The 15847-nt window shown below is 60.4% G+C and carries 16 protein-coding genes; 10 read left to right on the top strand and 6 right to left on the bottom strand.

Annotated elements, in window-relative coordinates; translation table 11 throughout:
• Positions 1 to 2: 2 nt before the first annotated feature.
• Positions 3 to 1475: a nucleobase:cation symporter-2 family protein gene (locus tag FBY04_RS02530; protein ID WP_145314416.1), complete on the bottom strand. Its 1473-nt coding sequence runs from the start codon at positions 1473 to 1475 to the stop codon at positions 3 to 5.
• Between the two features lie 191 nt (positions 1476 to 1666).
• The gene (locus FBY04_RS02525) at positions 1667 to 2560 is read right to left on the bottom strand and encodes a LysR family transcriptional regulator (protein WP_145314415.1); all 894 of its coding nucleotides are present in this window, start codon (positions 2558 to 2560) and stop codon (positions 1667 to 1669) included.
• 101 nt (positions 2561 to 2661) lie between these two features.
• On the opposite strand from FBY04_RS02525, the gene FBY04_RS02520 reads away from it, so the two are divergent.
• Both FBY04_RS02520 and speB read left to right on the top strand, forming a co-directional pair.
• Complete coding sequence (locus FBY04_RS02520) at positions 2662 to 3753, top strand: polyamine ABC transporter substrate-binding protein (protein ID WP_145314414.1); 1092 nt, start codon at positions 2662 to 2664, stop codon at positions 3751 to 3753.
• A gap of 19 nt (positions 3754 to 3772) precedes the next feature.
• Positions 3773 to 4732, top strand: coding sequence for an agmatinase (speB, locus tag FBY04_RS02515; RefSeq protein WP_084321579.1), 960 nt, complete (start codon positions 3773 to 3775; stop codon positions 4730 to 4732).
• 106 nt (positions 4733 to 4838) lie between these two features.
• On the opposite strand, the gene FBY04_RS02510 is transcribed toward speB, so the two are convergent.
• The gene (locus FBY04_RS02510; RefSeq protein WP_145314413.1) at positions 4839 to 5891 is read right to left on the bottom strand and encodes an aldo/keto reductase; all 1053 of its coding nucleotides are present in this window, start codon (positions 5889 to 5891) and stop codon (positions 4839 to 4841) included.
• A 203-nt stretch (positions 5892 to 6094) separates the two neighbouring features.
• Here FBY04_RS02510 and FBY04_RS02505 point away from each other — a divergent pair, with 203 nt between their 5' ends.
• From FBY04_RS02505 to FBY04_RS02485, 5 genes are all read left to right on the top strand, one after another.
• Entirely contained in the window at positions 6095 to 6811 is a 717-nt protein-coding gene (locus FBY04_RS02505; protein ID WP_145314412.1) for a YafY family protein, read from the top strand.
• Between the two features lie 52 nt (positions 6812 to 6863).
• Positions 6864 to 7205, top strand: a complete 342-nt coding sequence (locus FBY04_RS02500; protein ID WP_145314411.1) for a nuclear transport factor 2 family protein — start codon at positions 6864 to 6866, stop codon at positions 7203 to 7205.
• A 30-nt stretch (positions 7206 to 7235) separates the two neighbouring features.
• Complete coding sequence (zapE, locus tag FBY04_RS02495) at positions 7236 to 8354, top strand: cell division protein ZapE (protein WP_145314410.1); 1119 nt, start codon at positions 7236 to 7238, stop codon at positions 8352 to 8354.
• 18 nt (positions 8355 to 8372) lie between these two features.
• Positions 8373 to 8954, top strand: coding sequence for a DinB family protein (locus tag FBY04_RS02490; RefSeq protein ID WP_084321584.1), 582 nt, complete (start codon positions 8373 to 8375; stop codon positions 8952 to 8954).
• A gap of 98 nt (positions 8955 to 9052) precedes the next feature.
• Entirely contained in the window at positions 9053 to 9544 is a 492-nt protein-coding gene (locus tag FBY04_RS02485; protein WP_084321585.1) for a GNAT family N-acetyltransferase, read from the top strand.
• A 39-nt stretch (positions 9545 to 9583) separates the two neighbouring features.
• On the opposite strand, the gene FBY04_RS02480 is transcribed toward FBY04_RS02485, so the two are convergent.
• From FBY04_RS02480 to FBY04_RS02470, 3 genes are all read right to left on the bottom strand, one after another.
• Complete coding sequence (locus FBY04_RS02480) at positions 9584 to 9784, bottom strand: hypothetical protein (RefSeq protein ID WP_145314409.1); 201 nt, start codon at positions 9782 to 9784, stop codon at positions 9584 to 9586.
• 163 nt (positions 9785 to 9947) lie between these two features.
• Complete coding sequence (locus FBY04_RS02475) at positions 9948 to 11696, bottom strand: phosphoethanolamine transferase CptA (protein WP_084321587.1); 1749 nt, start codon at positions 11694 to 11696, stop codon at positions 9948 to 9950.
• 199 nt (positions 11697 to 11895) lie between these two features.
• Positions 11896 to 12078, bottom strand: coding sequence for a DUF6026 family protein (locus FBY04_RS02470; RefSeq protein ID WP_017338676.1), 183 nt, complete (start codon positions 12076 to 12078; stop codon positions 11896 to 11898).
• Positions 12079 to 12349: 271 nt separating this feature from the next.
• Between FBY04_RS02470 and gnd the strand changes: the two genes are divergently transcribed.
• The 3 genes from gnd to FBY04_RS02455 are packed head-to-tail and all read left to right on the top strand — an operon-like array spanning position 12350 to position 15668.
• Positions 12350 to 13330 (top strand): phosphogluconate dehydrogenase (NAD(+)-dependent, decarboxylating), encoded by a 981-nt coding sequence (gene gnd / locus FBY04_RS02465; RefSeq protein ID WP_084321588.1) that lies wholly within the window; start codon positions 12350 to 12352, stop codon positions 13328 to 13330.
• The gene (zwf, locus tag FBY04_RS02460; protein ID WP_145314408.1) at positions 13327 to 14850 is read left to right on the top strand and encodes a glucose-6-phosphate dehydrogenase; all 1524 of its coding nucleotides are present in this window, start codon (positions 13327 to 13329) and stop codon (positions 14848 to 14850) included. The genes gnd and zwf overlap by 4 nt, the downstream gene beginning before the upstream one ends.
• A complete protein-coding gene (locus FBY04_RS02455; RefSeq protein WP_145314407.1) occupies positions 14847 to 15668 on the top strand; it encodes an HAD family hydrolase in 822 nt (273 codons plus the stop codon). The genes zwf and FBY04_RS02455 overlap by 4 nt, the downstream gene beginning before the upstream one ends.
• The last annotated feature ends 179 nt before the right edge of the window (positions 15669 to 15847 follow it).

Genomic DNA, 15847 nt, shown 5'->3' with positions numbered 1-15847 from the left:
GTCTAGCGGTTCAGCTGTGCGACAACCGCAGGCGTAGCGGGTTCACCTTTGGCCGGCACGTCCGGGTTTTCCATGACCTGGAGTATCGAGGCTTCCGGATCGAAATCGTCTTCTTCCAACTCGATGAATTCCTCGGGCAGGAAGATATTCAGCACGATAGCGCACAACGCGCCCACGGTGATCGGCGATTCGAAGATGTTGTGCAGCGCTTTCGGCAACTCGCGCAGCACCTCCGGCACGGCCGCCACACCCAGGCCCATGCCGAGGGAAATCGCCACGATCAGCATGTTGCGCCGATGCAGGCCGGCTTCGGCGAGAATCTTGATGCCGGCCACCGCCACGGTGCCGAACATCACCAGTTCGGCGCCACCGAGCACCGGTTTGGGCATCAGTTGCAGCACCGCGCCGATCATCGGGAACAACCCCAGTACCACCAGCAGGCCGGCAATGAAAAACGCCACGTAGCGGCTGGCCACGCCGGTCAGTTGGATCACGCCGTTGTTCTGCGCGAAAGTCACCATCGGCATGCTGTTGAACACGGCTGCCATGGCCGAGTTGAGACCGTCGGCGAGCAGACCGGACTTGATCCGGCGGATGTAGATCGGACCTTTGACCGGTTGCCGGGAAATCATCGAGTTGGCGGTCAGATCACCGGCAGCCTCCAGCGGCGATACCAGGAAAATCACTGCCACCGGCACGAACGCCACCCAGTCGAAGTTGAACCCGTATTTGAACGGCACCGGCACGCTCATCAGCGGCACGTCGGGCATGCTGCCGAAATCCACGTGGCCCATGAGCCAGGCGACGACATAACCGAAAGTCAGGCCGATCACGATCGCCCCGAGGCGCAGGAATGGCACGTCGACCCGGTTCAATATCACGATGGTGCCCAGCACCAATGCCGCCAACGCCAGATGACTGGCCGCGCCGAGATCCGTCGCGCCGAAGCCGCCGGCGATATCGGTCATGGCGACTTTGATCAGCGACAGCCCCATCAGCGTGATGATCGTCCCGGTCACCACGGGTGTGATCAGCATCCGCAGCTTGCCGATGAACTGGCTCAACACCACTTCAATGAACGCGGCGAAAAAACACACGCCAAAGATCGTCGAAAGAATTTCATCGGTGCCGCCGCCGCGAGCCTTGACCATGAAGCCGGCGCTGAGGATCACGCTGATGAACGAAAAACTGGTGCCTTGCAGGCACAGTAAACCGGAGCCGATCGGGCCGAACCGGCGTGCCTGGACGAAGGTGCCCAGGCCCGAGACGAACAGCGCCATACTGATCAGGTAGGGGATTTCGCTTTGCAGGCCGAGGGCGCTGCCCATGATCAGGGTCGGGGTGATGATGCCGACGAAACTGGCGAGTACGTGTTGCAGGGCGGCGAAGACGGTGGCGGTCAAATGCGGGCGGTCGTCGAGGCCGTAAATCAAGTCGCTGTGGCGCGGGGCAGGGGATTTTTCAGAGGCGGTCATGGTGGTCTGCGTGCCGAAAGGCGGGCCGGGTCAGAAAATGGACGCGCAGGATGCCAGAAAATCTGTCGATGTACACAAAACCCTGTGGGAGCGGGCTTGCTCGCGAATGCGCTGTGTCATTCAGTATGAGATGTTGACTGACACACCGCATTCGCGAGCACGCCCGCTCCCACAAGGGGTCGCGGTGTTCCTCAGGCAAACGCCTTCAATAGATCCTCTTCAAACGCTTTCTGCGCATCCCCCGGCACCTGCGCACGATGGCGAGCCAGATGGAAAGCCACGTCGAAACTCATGTCGCCGCGGCGCACGGCCCGAAGCAACCCTTTGTCCTCCCAGCTGCGGGCAAAGTGGCTAGGCAGATAACCGACATGCTTGCCGGACAAAATGAAGGCGAGGGTGCCTTCGACCTGTTCCGAGCGCGCCGAGCACCGCTTGCCCTGGAAGGGTTCATCGCTGCGCAGAAAGCGGTAAGGGTGATCCACCCGGTCGCAGGCCTGCAACGCGTGATCGTCCGGCGCATCGTTGGTGAACAGCGGATGGCCGGGGGCGCAGTACAAGTGTTGGGTTTCGCTGAACAGTTCGCGGTAGTCAAACGCGCTCTGCACCTGTGAGAAATAACCGATGGCCAGGTCCAGCCGTTGTTGCAGCAGCAAGCGTTCCATTTCACCGGGCATGGCGCTGATCAGCTCGATGCGCACCGACTCATCGCGTTCGCGAAAGCGGCGGATCGCTTCGGCCACTCGTTGCATCACCGATTGATCAACGGCTTCGGACAACCCAAGACGCACCTCGCCGATCAAGCGGCCGGCCACGCCATTGGATTGATGGCGGAACGCTTCGATGGACTCGAACAGTCCCCGCGTCGCGATCAGCAGTTGTTCGCCTTTGGGAGTGATCCTGAATCCGCCCTTGCCGCGACTGCACAGTCGATAACCGAGCCGGGTTTCGAGCCTGGCCATTTGCTGGCTGATGCTCGATTGGCTCAGCCCCAGCTCACCCTGGGCCGCGCTGAAACCGCCGCAATCCACCACGCTGACGAACAGACGCAGCAAATGCAGATCCACATCGTGAAGCTGGCCGAGCATCAAACATTACTCCGCAATAAAGTCAGGATAATTGACTTGGTATTTTTCCAATGTATCCGACGACGCATGCTGCAGCCACTTCCTCTGGTCAGGTGTTCGTCATGGGTCCTTCATTCAAGCTGTGTTTACCCGCGCTGTTCCTTTCCATGGCGGTTTCGGCCCAGGCCGAGGAGAACGTCGTCAATCTCTACAGCTGGGCCGATTACGTGGCGCCGGAAACCTTGCAGCGCTTCGAGCGCGAAACCGGCATTCACGTGCGCTACGACACCTTCGACTCCTCGGAAGTCCTGGAAACCAAGCTGCTCACAGGCGGCAGTGGTTACGACGTGGTGGTGCCGTCGTCCAGCGTGCTGGCGCGCGGGTTGGCGGCCGGTGCGCTGAAGGCGATTCCCCACGAAGGCCTCAAGGGCTACGCCAACCTCGATCCGGACATGCTGGAAAAACTCGCCACGGTCGATCCCGGCAATCGCTATGGCGTGCCCTATACCTGGGGCACTTTGGGGCTCGGGATGAATGTCGAAGCGGTGAAAAAGCGTTTGCCGGATGTGCCGCTCAACAGCCTCGACCTGCTGTTCAAACCCGAATACGCCAGCAAGCTGAAAGATTGCGGTGTGGCGATCATTGATTCGCCGCAGGAAGTGATCGGCCTGGCGCTGCACTATCTCGGTAAAGATCCCTACAGCACCGACAAGTCTGATCTGTCAGCCGCCGAGGCGCTGTTGCATCAGCTTCAGCCGAATGTGCTGTACGTCGCCAGCGGTCGGCAAATCAACGACCTGGCCAATGGCAGTGTTTGCCTGGCGTTGACCTACAACGGTGACGCCAGCATGGCCGCCGATCAGGCGCGCAAGGCCAACAAACCCTACGAAGTGGCGTACCGGATTCCGAAGGAAGGCACGCTGGTCTGGCAGGACTACCTGGCGATTCCCAAGGATGCACCGCACCCTGAAGCGGCCCGCGCCTTCATCGAATTCATGTTGCGTCCCGCATCCGTGGCGGCGCTGACCAATACGTTGTTCTTCGCCACGGCCAACCAGGCCGCCACACCGCTGGTGGATGAGGCGGTGCGCACCGATCCGGATATTTACCCGCTCGCCGATGTGCGCGAACGGCTGTACGCCGATCGCAGCATGAGCCTCAAGGACATGCGTCAGCGCACCCGTTTGTGGACCACTTTCCGTAGCCGCCAATAACTAAAACAAGGAGATACTGATGGACGTCCCAGTACAAAACGATCAGGCCATGACCCGCGACAGCCTCTACGGGACTGCCGCCGAAAGTACCTACGCCGGCATCACCAGTTTCATGCGCCGGCGCTACAGCCGCGACTTGCGTGGTGTTGATGTGGCCGTCAGCGGCGTGCCGTTCGATACCGCCACCAGCAACCGCCCCGGCGCGCGTTTCGGACCCCGTGGCATTCGTGCGGCGTCCACCGGGATTGCCTGGGAACGCCACTGGCCGTGGGCGTTCGATCCGTTTGATCACCTCGCCGTGATCGACTACGGCGACTGTGACTTCGATTACGGCTCGCCGCAGTCGGTGCCGGAAAGCATTGAAGCCCATGCCGAGCACATTCTGAATGCCGGTTGCGCGATGCTGACGTTTGGCGGCGATCATTTCATCAGCTACCCGCTGCTCAAGGCCCACGCCCGTAAACACGGGGCGCTGTCGCTGATCCATTTCGACGCCCACAGCGACACCTGGCCGGACGAAGAGGGCAAGCGCGTCGATCACGGCACGATGTTCTGGCACGCGGCCAAGGAAGGTTTGGTGGACCCGTCGCGCTCGGTGCAGATCGGCTTGCGCACCACCAATGATGATCATCAAGGTTTTCAGGTACTGGATGCGCGGCATGTGCATCGCCGTGGGGTGGATGCGATTGTCGAAGCCATTCGGGCACGGGTCGGCGACAACCCGGTGTACCTGACGTTCGACATCGACTGCCTCGACCCGGCCTTCGCCCCCGGCACCGGAACGCCGGTGTGCGGCGGTTTGAGCACGGTACAGGCGCTGGAGATCCTTGGCGGGTTGCGCGGGATCAATCTGGTGGGGATGGACGTGGTGGAGGTGGCGCCAGCCTACGACAGTGCGGACATTACCTCACTGGCGGCGGCGACATTGGCGATGGAGATGCTGTGTTTGTATGCGGCCAAACATAAGGTCGATCGGTAGGGCTTCCGACGCCATCGCCAGCAAGTCGGCTCCTACAGAGTGTGGCCGAACACAACAGGTGTGACCGCCACAAAACTGTAGGAGCCGGCTTGCTGGCGATGCTTTTTCAGGCGACCGGGATGATTGGCAGATCCAGGGTTCCGCCGCCGCCAAACCGTGATACAGAACCGGCAATGGATTCATGCGGCACACCCTTCGGCACGTCACTGATTCCATCCAGCCGCGCCAACTGTTCTGCACTCACCTGCACATTCAACGCCCCCAACGTCGCATCCAGCTGCTCACGCGTACGCGAACCCAGAATCGGAATCAGCGCGGTCGTCGAGCGTTGGGCTTTTTCCCGCAACCAGGCAATGGCCACATGCGTCGGGCTGGCGCCCAGCTCCGTTGCGACAGCGATCAAGGTGTCGAGCAGAGCGGTTTCGCGGGCGCTTTTCTCGGCGTGCACCAGCATGCCCAGTTTGGCGGCACGGTTGTTCTCGTCGCTGGAACGGTATTTGCCAGTCAGGAACCCGCCACCCAACGGCGACCATAAGGTCGCAGCCAGACCCAACGCTTCGGCCATCGGCAGTTGCTCACGTTCGGCCGTGCGTTCGGCGAGGCTGTACTCGACCTGAATGGCGGCAATCGGCGCAAAACCGCGCACTTCGGCCAGCAGGTCGGCCCGGGCGATTCGCCATGCCGGGAAGTTCGACAGTCCGGCGTAATGAATCTTGCCGGCGCGCACCAGATCATCGAAACCGCGCAAGATCTCTTCCATGGGCGTGACACCGTCGCTCATGTACGCCCAGAAAAGGTCGATGTGATCGGTCTTGAGCCGTGTCAGGCTTTCTTCCACGGCGCGAACCATGTTCTTGCGGTTGTTGCCGGTGTGGGAAATGCCCGCAGCGGGCGTAGTCCCCAAGGTGTATTTGGTGGCGATGACCAGGCGATCGCGTTCCGGGGCGATGAAGTCGCTGAGCATGGCTTCCGACTGCCCACCCTGATAACCGTTGGCGGTGTCGATGAAATTGCCGCCGGCCTCCAGGTAACCGTCAAATATGCGTTTGGCTTCATCGCGCTCGGCGCCATGGCCCCAGCCCGTACCAAAGTTACCGGCGCCCAGCGCCAGTTCCGAGACACGCAAGCCGGTTTTTCGGCCGAAGACTTTGTAATGCATGGGATGACTCCTGAAGGAAAGGCGCAGTGACCGAGCATAGATGTCGCTAGACATGTATTAAAGATGATTACTGTCATGTATTCCGTCAAGGCGCTTTTTCAACCGTGAGAAAAGGGCTGATCAGCGGGCGCATCGCTACTGCCATTTTCTGACAGGGCACTCTGCTAAGCTACGATCTCTTTTCCGGACAGAGCCCGCCGATCGTGTCTCGCACAACGCGTTTATTGACCCTGTTGCAAGTGCTGCGGGGCAAGAGTCGCCCGGTTACGGCAGCGACCCTTGCCGGCGAACTGGAGATTTCCGAGCGTACGCTCTACCGCGATATTGCGGAACTCACCGCACTTGGCGCACCGATCTACGGTGAGGCGGGCATCGGTTACGTGTTGCGTAGCGGTTTGTTCCTGCCGCCGTTGATGCTCAACGCCGACGAAACCGAAGCCATCGTGCTGGGGCTGCGCTACGTGGATCAGCGCGGTGATGAGGTGTTGAGCAAGGCGGCGGCGGATGCGCTGGCCAAGATTGCTGCGGTGCTCGCGCCCGAGGCGCTGGACGCGTTGCGCAATCCGACGGTATTGCCGGGCCCTCCCGGTTATGGCTTTGCGCCCAACGCCGTGGCGCTGAATGTGTTCCGTCAGGCGATCCGCAACCAGGCCAAGTTGCACATCGACTATGCAGACGCCCAACAAGTGCCCAGTCAGCGGCTGATCTGGCCGCTGGCGCTGGGGTTTCTCAACGAGGTGCGAATCATCGTCGCCTGGTGTGAACTGCGCGGCGCCTATCGGACGTTTCGCACCGACCGGATTTCGGCGGCGAACGAGCAGGGGGAGCGTTATCCGGGGCGGCGGGGTGACCTGCTGCGTACCTGGCGCAAGCAGATGCAACTCGATGAAGCGGGGCGTTTCACTCCTGACAAGAACTGACACAGGCATGTTTTAGCATGGCTCCAGAATCAACCAATAAGGAGTTATAAACATGTCCAGTCCCGCCTCTTCGCTGGCACCTGCCATCGCCGCGTACCTGGCTGCCGCCAATGCCCGCGATACTTCGAAGGTCGCCAGTTTCTTCGCTGAGGATGCCAATGTGTTCGATGAAGGCCGGCATCAGATCGGCGCCCAGGCCATCGCCCAATGGATGCAAGATACCGCTCGGCGTTATCAGCCAAAAGTCGAGGTGCTCGACGTACAACTGCGCACCGGCAAGGTATTGGTCCATAACCGGGTGTCCGGCACGTTTCCCGGCAGCCCGCTGGAATTGCGCTACATGTTTCGTCTGAACGAGCAGGGCAAGATCGCTCGACTGGACATTTCAGTGTAGAGGCCGCGCCGCGGTGGCATACTGCCGCGCATGAATGTCGACTCCCCGTTAAGCGCCTGGCAACACGCCATCGAACAAAAGGGCTTCGTCCAGGACGAAGCCCAGGAACATGCTGTCTGGGCGCTGCAAAAATGCTACGAAGCGCTGCATGAAGGTCGCACGCCAGTGAAGGGCGTTTACCTGTGGGGCCCGGTCGGGCGTGGCAAGACCTGGTTGATGGACCAGTTCTACCAAAGCTTGCAGGTCCCGGCCCGACGCCAGCACTTTCATCACTTCATGGGCTGGGTGCATCAGCGCTCGTTTCAGCTGACCGGCACTGCCGACCCGCTGAAGGCGCTGGCCCGGGAATTGAGCGAAGAAGTGCGCGTGCTGTGTTTCGATGAACTGTTCGTCAACGATATCGGCGATGCAATCATCCTCGGGCGCTTGTTCCAGGTGATGTTCGACCAGGGCGTGGTGGTGGTCTGCACCTCCAATCAGCCACCAGATCAGCTGTACGCCGATGGCTTCAACCGTGACCGCTTCGTGCCGGCCATCGAGGCGATCAAGTGCCATATGCAGGTCATTGCGGTGGATGGCGGCGAAGACCATCGCCTGCATCCCGGCGCCGGTTTGCAACGCTATTGGGTCGCCGCGCCCGGCGAGCCCGGCGCGCTGGGTGATGTGTTCAAGGCCTTGACCGCCGGCCAGTCGGTTTCCCGCGAGCCGATCAAGGTCGGCTACCGATCGCTGAATGTAGTGCAGGCCAGCGAAACCGTGCTCTGGAGCCGTTACGCCGACCTCTGCGAACAACCCTTTGCTGCCATGGATTTCATGGCCCTGTGCGACACCTACAAGGCTATTCTGTTGAGTGAAGTGCCTAACCTCAGCGCGCAAAAGCGCGAAGGGCGCATCGCTCGAGGCACCGAAGACGGTGTCGAGCGGGTGGTGGCGGGCGATCGCCAATTGCCGCAATTGTCGGTACACGATGACGGTGTGCGGCGTTTCATCGCGTTGGTGGATGAATGCTACGACCGAAAAGTACCGTTGTACCTTGAGGCGCAGGTGCCGATGGAATCGCTCTATACCGAAGGCTATCTGGAATTCCCGTTCCGTCGCACTCTCAGCCGATTACAGGAAATGCAGCTGCAGCGTTTCGCCGACGCTTGAACCCAAGGAGCCGAGAACATGAATCAGCCCTTGTCCCATCATTTGCTGACCATGGCCTATCAGAACGCCTGGGCCAATCATCGACTGGCCAAGGCCTGGGGGCAGTTGAGTCCGCAGGAGCTGGCGGCGCCGCGAGTCAGTTTCTTCCCCAGCCTGCGGGCGACCCTCAATCACATCCTGACCTGCGACTGGTTTTACGTGGATGCGCTGGAACGGGAGTTGCGCGGGGATGCACCACACCCGGATTGCTACGTGTTTTTCACTGACGACGAGCCGTTCACCGCTGCTGTGGACCTCAAGCGTGAACAGGCCCATGTGGATCGCCGGTTGATCGCTTACTGCGAGCAGATGCGCGACGCGGACCTGGGCAAGATCGTGACCATCGCCCGTGATACGCCGCAACACGAGAGTCGGTTGCGCCTGCTGTCGCACTTGTTCGAGCATCAGATTCATCACCGTGGGCAGGTTCATGCAATGCTCAGCGGCACGTCGATCGCACCGCCACAACTGGACGAGTTCTTCTGTGCCGGTGAGGCGGGTCTGCGGGCTGCGGATTTTGCCGAACTTGGGTGGACCGAGGCGTTGATTTGGGGGTATTGAGATCGAAAGATCGCAGCCTTCGATTGATCCCGCGTTGCGCCATCCGCAGTGTTCGCGATAGGGTCGCCGTGCTATTTCACGTGTGATCGAGGATGGAAATGGAATCCGCAGAAATTCTTGTGCTTCAGGCCAGCTACACCAACCCGGTGCATGCCGAGGCTGTGCGCCTTGTGTTGAATCATTATGCTGAAGATCCGATGGGTGGCGGTCATTCCTTGCCCGCCGAGGTGCTGGAGCACCTGCCGGAAGAACTGGCCAAGCGTCCCCATGCATTCAGTGTGCTGGCGTTCGTCGGTGGCGAACCGGCAGGGCTGGTCAATTGTTTCGAAGGTTTCTCGACGTTCGCTTGTCGGCCATTGGTCAACGTGCACGACGTCGCGGTGATGAAGGCATTTCGTGGATTGGGCCTGAGCCAGAAGATGCTGCAAAAGGTCGAGGAAATCGCCCGCCAGCGTGGCTGCTGCAAAATCACCCTGGAAGTGTTGGAAGGCAATGCCGTTGCCCAGTCGTCCTACGCCAAATTCGGCTTTAGCGCCGGCATGTTCGATCCGGCGCACGGCCGGATGCTGTTCTGGACCAAGGCGCTGTAGCACCGCGCGCTGTTTTTCGTAGGCGCCGGCTTGCTCGGTTCAAGGCTTGTAGTGCTCCGTTACTTGCGCCGTTTGATCGTCCGGAACCCGGACTTCAGCGGTTTGCTGACTCTGATTCTCCTGTTGGCTCAGCCGCAGGCTCTCGTAGTAATAACGCATACGTTCCGCGCCGCCTTCGGCAAATGCGCTGACCGAAACGAACGTCATCAGGCCGGCAACGATCAAGGGTGTAGGTTTCATGGTTCGCCTCCCACAATGGATATCGGGTGCCTTTCTTCCATGAAGCAATGTCGAGCGACCATTATCTGCCGATTCCGTTAATTGGTAATTAACGGCGTACGGGGCCTCGCGTCGCGGCTTGGGACGAGCAAGAAAAAGAGGCCGGAACCGGCCCCTGAAAGGTTTACTTCAAAACGACGTCTGCAGGCCCCGGCTTCACCTTCGGTTTGATCAGGCTGAAGTCGATCAACGCCTTCTGCGCGCGCTCATACGGATTGCCGATCATCAGTGGGCGAGGCTTGAAGCTATCGCTGACCAGGCTCTTGCTGCGATCGAGCTCATCAAAACTCAAACCCGCCAGATCGGCCCAGGTATGGATCAGGTGCGAGCTGCTGTACGGCCGCCCGAGGTCTTGGGCGAAGCTCCAGTCATGGCTTTCGCGCCACTTCGGCGAAGCCCAGGCCATAAACGGAATGGTGTACATCGGCGCCGTCGGCTTGGCCTCGTTGCGACCCAGTGTGTTGTGGCCGACAGAGTCGAATACGTCTTCACCGTGGTCGGAGAGGTACAGCAGGAAACCGTTCGGATCGGACTTGGCGTAGTCCTTGATCAGGCTCGAGACCACGAAGTCGTTGTACAGCACCGCGTTGTCATAGCTGTTGTAGGTCGGCAGTTGATCGTCACGCACGCCGGCGGGAACGCCGTTGCGGTCCTTGAACTTGTCGAACGTCGATGGATAGCGGTACTGGTAGCTCATGTGCGTGCCGAGCAGATGCACGACGATCAACTTGCGTGGCGCCGCGTCGGCCAGGGCCTTGTTGAACGGTGCGATCACATCGCCGTCGTACTGGGCGGCGTTCTGGTTACGGTTGTTGTTCAGGTACACCTGCTCGTCGGCCTGTTCGGAGAAGGTCGTGAGCATGGTGTTGCGCTTGGTCATGGTCTGCTGGTTGGTGATCCAGAAGGTTTTGTAGCCGGCCTGTTTCATCACGCTGACCAGCGACGGGGTCGACAGGTACAGGTCCGGGTTTTCTTCGTCGGCGAAGGTCAGCACCTGTTGCAGCGCCTCGATGGTGTAGGGGCGCGGGGTGATGACGTTATCGAAAACCGCCAGTTGATCCTTGAGCTTGTCCAGTTCCGGCGTGGTTTCACGCGGGTAACCGTAGAGGCTCATGCGCTGACGGTTGGTGGATTCACCGATCACCAGCACCAGGGTGGCCGGCTGGTTGGCCATGGCATCCTTGAGGTTGTGCAGCGGAGGAATCTTGCTCGCACTGTCGAGCATGTCCTGCATGCCGGCGAGGGTGTCGAGGTAACGGTGATAAGCCACGGCCATCTGCCATGGCACTGCCGGTTCGATGCGGGTTTCGAGTTTTTCGAAACCTTCGGCGAAGCTGCCGGTGCGCACGGTCTGTTTGATCATCGGGTAGCCGACCACGGCCACCAGAATGGCCGTCGCCGCCACCAGCGCGCGACCGCGGGGCATGTACACCGGGCGCAAACGCGTCCACAGGAAATACGCGAACAGGGTGTGGGCAAGGAACGCCGGCACCATCCACCAAGCGAAATACTGGGTCATGTACTCGCCGGCTTCAGAGATGTTCGACTCGAACATGATGAAGATGACGCTCTGGGAAAATTCCTGCTGATAGATGAAGAAATAACCCAGGCTCGCCATTGAGCAGGCCCACAGCACCACGCCGATCAGTGCGGCCAATACTCGGGTTTGCCGGGGGAACAGCAGCATTGGCGCCAGCCAGACGGCACTCATCACAAAGGCCTGGCGGAATCCGGTGAACCCGGAGGTACCGGTCAACTGGATCAGTAGTTGGGTGATGCCGGAAAAATACCAGAAGAACAGGAACAGCCAGAGAAACCCTGCCCAATCAAAACCCTTCGCAGACGAATTGCTGCTGCGTTGAAACAAAGCCATTGCGCGCTCCAGCCAGAATCACTTTCCACCGTCGGGACTGGACAGTCGCCGACGAACGGGCGCCGCGCGAATACCGGGCGGCCATATCGGGCCGGAGTATCAACAAGGGCGTGTGAAAGTTTTGTGAGCTGTGAACGCTGGCGAATCGGGACGACGCAACGGAAACAGCGCAGGGCTGCTTCCGAGTCAGGCGAGGAGGTCAGGCGTGGGGAGCACGCAGAGTGACGGGCTTGGGCTGAGCCTGGATGCCTTGCGTCAGCAGGCGCAATTGCTCGACTTCCTGCTTCAGCTGGTCGCGCTCGTCTTTCAACTGGCGCAATTCATCGCGACGGATCGTGACGTAAAGGGTTTGTGCTGGCCGTGCTGCTTGTACTGTGCCCATTGCTCACCTCGCAAATGGCTGTCTCAACTGTAAATCCGCCCCGACATCGGTGCTTATTTACTATCGGCAGCGATTTTGATTTCTTTTGCCCTGTAAGGGAACTTTTTTATTTTTCAAGGTCGTTGTGTCTTTGGCACGATTCCAGACGTTATCAGTCTGGATCGGGCACAATGCCCGGAAACTTCACGCCAGCGCTCTGGACTAACCCTCATTAGTCGCGTTGGGCTATAACCTTTGACACACATTTATTTGTAGTAGGGAGCATCAGCACATGCAACTCGGGATTATTGGACTGGGCCGCATGGGCGGCAATATTGCGCGGCGCCTGATGCTCAACGGGCACACCACCGTTGTTTACGACCGCAATACCGCCTTCGTCGATACCCTGGCCGCCGAAGGCGCCAAAGGCGTCATCGACCTGCCAGCCCTGGTCACCGGCCTGGCCAAGCCACGAGCGGTCTGGGTCATGCTGCCGGCCGGCGCACCGACCGAAGACACCATCGACACCCTGAGCACCTTGCTCGAACCCGGCGATACCATCATCGACGGCGGCAACACCTTTTATAAGGACGACATCCGCCGGGCGAAAACCCTGTCGGAAAAAGGCCTGCACTACGTCGACGTCGGCACCTCCGGCGGCGTCTGGGGCCTGGAACGCGGCTACTGCATGATGATCGGCGGCGAAGCCGAGGTGGTTAAACGCCTCGATCCGCTGTTCGACAGCCTGGCGCCAGGCCTGGGTGATATCCCCCGCACCAAGGACCGCAAGTCGGACGACGATCGCGCCGAACGCGGTTACATCCACGCCGGCCCCGCGGGCTCTGGCCATTTCGTGAAGATGATCCACAACGGCATTGAATACGGAATGATGCAGGCCTTCGCCGAAGGCTTCGACATCCTCAAGACCAAGGCCAGCACCAACCTGCCGGAAGATCAGCGCTTCGACCTCAACGTCGCCGACATTGCCGAAGTCTGGCGTCGCGGCAGTGTTGTGTCGTCCTGGCTGCTCGACCTGACGGCTGACGCCCTCGCCAGCGATCCGAAGCTCGACGGTTATTCCGGCTCGGTGGCTGACAGCGGTGAAGGTCGCTGGACCATCGAAGCCGCGATGGAGCAATCGGTGCCCGTGCCGGTGCTGTCGAACTCGCTGTTCTCGCGCTACCGTTCGCGCGGCCAAGGCACCTTTGGCGACAAGATTCTCTCGGCCCAGCGTTTCGGCTTCGGCGGCCATGTGGAGACTGCGAAAAAATGACCCGGCTGATCCGCAATAAATCCAAGGCAGACCCCGCACCACCGACCACGCTGTTCCTGTTCGGTGCCCACGGTGACCTGGTCAAGCGCTTGCTGATGCCGGCGCTGTACAACCTGAGTCGCGACGGCCTGCTTGGCGATGGACTGCGGATCATCGGCGTTGACCACAATGCCATCACCGATGAAGCCTTTGCGCAGAAGCTCGAAGACTTCATTCGCGCCGAAGTGGCGAGCAAGGTCGGCAAGGGCGATCAAGTCCTTGACCCGCAGTTGTGGGCCAAACTGGCCAAAGGCATCAGCTACGTCCAGGGCGACTTCCTGGACGACAGCACGTATCAGGCGCTGGCGGCGAAAATTGCCGCCAGCGGCACCGGCAACGCGGTGTTCTATCTGGCCACGGCGCCACGTTTCTTCAGCGAAGTGGTGCGTCGTCTCGGCGCCGCCGGTTTGCTGCAAGAGACGCCGGAAGCCTTCCGAAGGGTGGTGATCGAAAAACCGTTCGGTTCCGATCTGCACACCGCCGAAGCCTTGAACGCGTGCTTGCTCAAGGTGATGACGGAAAACCAGATCTACCGGATCGATCACTATCTGGGCAAGGAAACCGTGCAGAACATTCTGATCAGCCGGTTTTCCAACAGCCTGTTCGAAGCCTTCTGGAACAACCATTACATCGACCACGTACAGATCACCGCCGCAGAAACCGTCGGCGTGGAAACCCGTGGCAGTTTTTATGAACACACCGGCGCCCTGCGGGACATGGTGCCCAATCACCTGTTCCAGCTGTTGGCGATGGTGGCCATGGAACCGCCGGCCGCCTTTGGCGCCGATGCGGTTCGCGGCGAGAAAGCCAAAGTGGTGGGGGCGATCCGTCCCTGGTCCACCGAAGAGGCGCGGGCCAATTCGGTGCGCGGCCAATACACCGCCGGCGAAATCAACGGCCAGCCGTTGCCGGGTTATCGCCAGGAAACCAACGTATCGCCCCACAGCACGACCGAAACCTATGTCGCGCTCAAAGTGATGATCGACAACTGGCGCTGGGTCGGCGTGCCGTTCTACCTGCGCACCGGCAAGCGCATGAGCGTGCGCGACACTGAGATCGTCATCTGTTTCAAACCGGCGCCTTATGCGCAGTTCCGTGATACCGAGGTCGATGAGCTGCAACCGACCTATCTGCGGATCCAGATTCAGCCCAACGAAGGCATGTGGTTCGACCTGTTGGCCAAACGGCCTGGCCCGGCGTTGAAAATGGCCAATATCGAACTGGGTTTTGCCTACAAGGATTTCTTTGAAATGCAGCCGTCCACCGGCTACGAAACCCTGATCTACGATTGCCTGACTGGCGATCAGACGCTGTTCCAGCGCGCCGACAACATCGAAAATGGCTGGCGCGCCGTGCAACCATTCCTCGACGCCTGGCAGCAGGACGCGAGCGTGCAGACTTACGCAGCCGGTGAAGATGGACCGGCGACGGCAGAAGACCTGCTGACTCGCGATGGTCGCGTCTGGCATGACCTCGGATGAGTGAAGTCACGCAACACGCCATCCGTTTTCTGCTCAGTGACATGGACGGCACATTGTTGCTGCCGGACCACAGCCTCAGCCAGCGCACCATCGAAGCCGTCCGTTCGTTGCGCGAGGCGGGCGTGTTGTTCAGCCTCGCCACTGGCCGGCCACCCAAAGCCATGTTGCAGCAGATCGAGGCCTTGGGCGTCGATCTGCCGACGGCGGCCTTCAATGGCGGCACGATCGTCCATCCCGATGGCAGCTTGCTGGTCGCGCATTACTTGCCGGCTACGGCGGCGCTGACCGCACTGACGCTGTTTGCCGATCTGCCGGACATCGAGGTGTGGGTGTTCAGCGGCGGGGACTGGCTGGTGAAAGACCCGACCGGGCCTATGGTGCCTCGAGAGCAGCATGGCCTGGGGTATCCGCCCGTGGTGGTGGAAAGTTTTGAGCCCTATCTGGAACACATCGACAAGATCGTTGCGGCGAGCAACAACACGCAGCTGTTGATAGAGCTGGAGGCGCAATTGCTGCCCAAGGTCGAGGGCCAGGCGCAGGTGTCGCGATCGCAACCGGTGTACCTCGACGTGACCGCGATGCAAGCCAACAAGGGCGACGCGTTGGCGACACTGGCCGCGTTCCTCGGCGTGCCGCTGGAGCAGACGGCGGCCTTGGGCGATGGCGGCAATGACCCCGCCATGTTTCACCGCGCCGGCTTGTCGATCGCCATGGGGCAGGCGGAAGAAGCGGTGAAGCGTCAGGCCGACGTGGTGACGGGGGCCAACACCGAGGATGGCGCGGCGCAGGCGATCGAGCGGTACATCCTCCCTCACTAGCGACACAAAACAAATGTGGGAGCGGGCTTGCTCGCGAAAGCGGTGTATCAGACAACTTAATGTTGAATGACACACCGCTTTCGCGAGCAAGCCCGCTTGTGTCTAGATCTAGGAATAAGCTCTGGGGTGAGAGGGGTGGATGGCAAGCTGTGAGTCCGCGGTGCTTGAAGCACGTGTGG

Origin of the sequence: Pseudomonas sp. SJZ080 (assembly GCF_007828295.1) — a bacterium.
GTDB lineage: Bacteria > Pseudomonadota > Gammaproteobacteria > Pseudomonadales > Pseudomonadaceae > Aquipseudomonas > Aquipseudomonas migulae_A.
The sequence above is the reverse complement of the archived record's forward strand: the minus strand, read 5'-3'. Positions and strand labels throughout refer to the sequence as shown.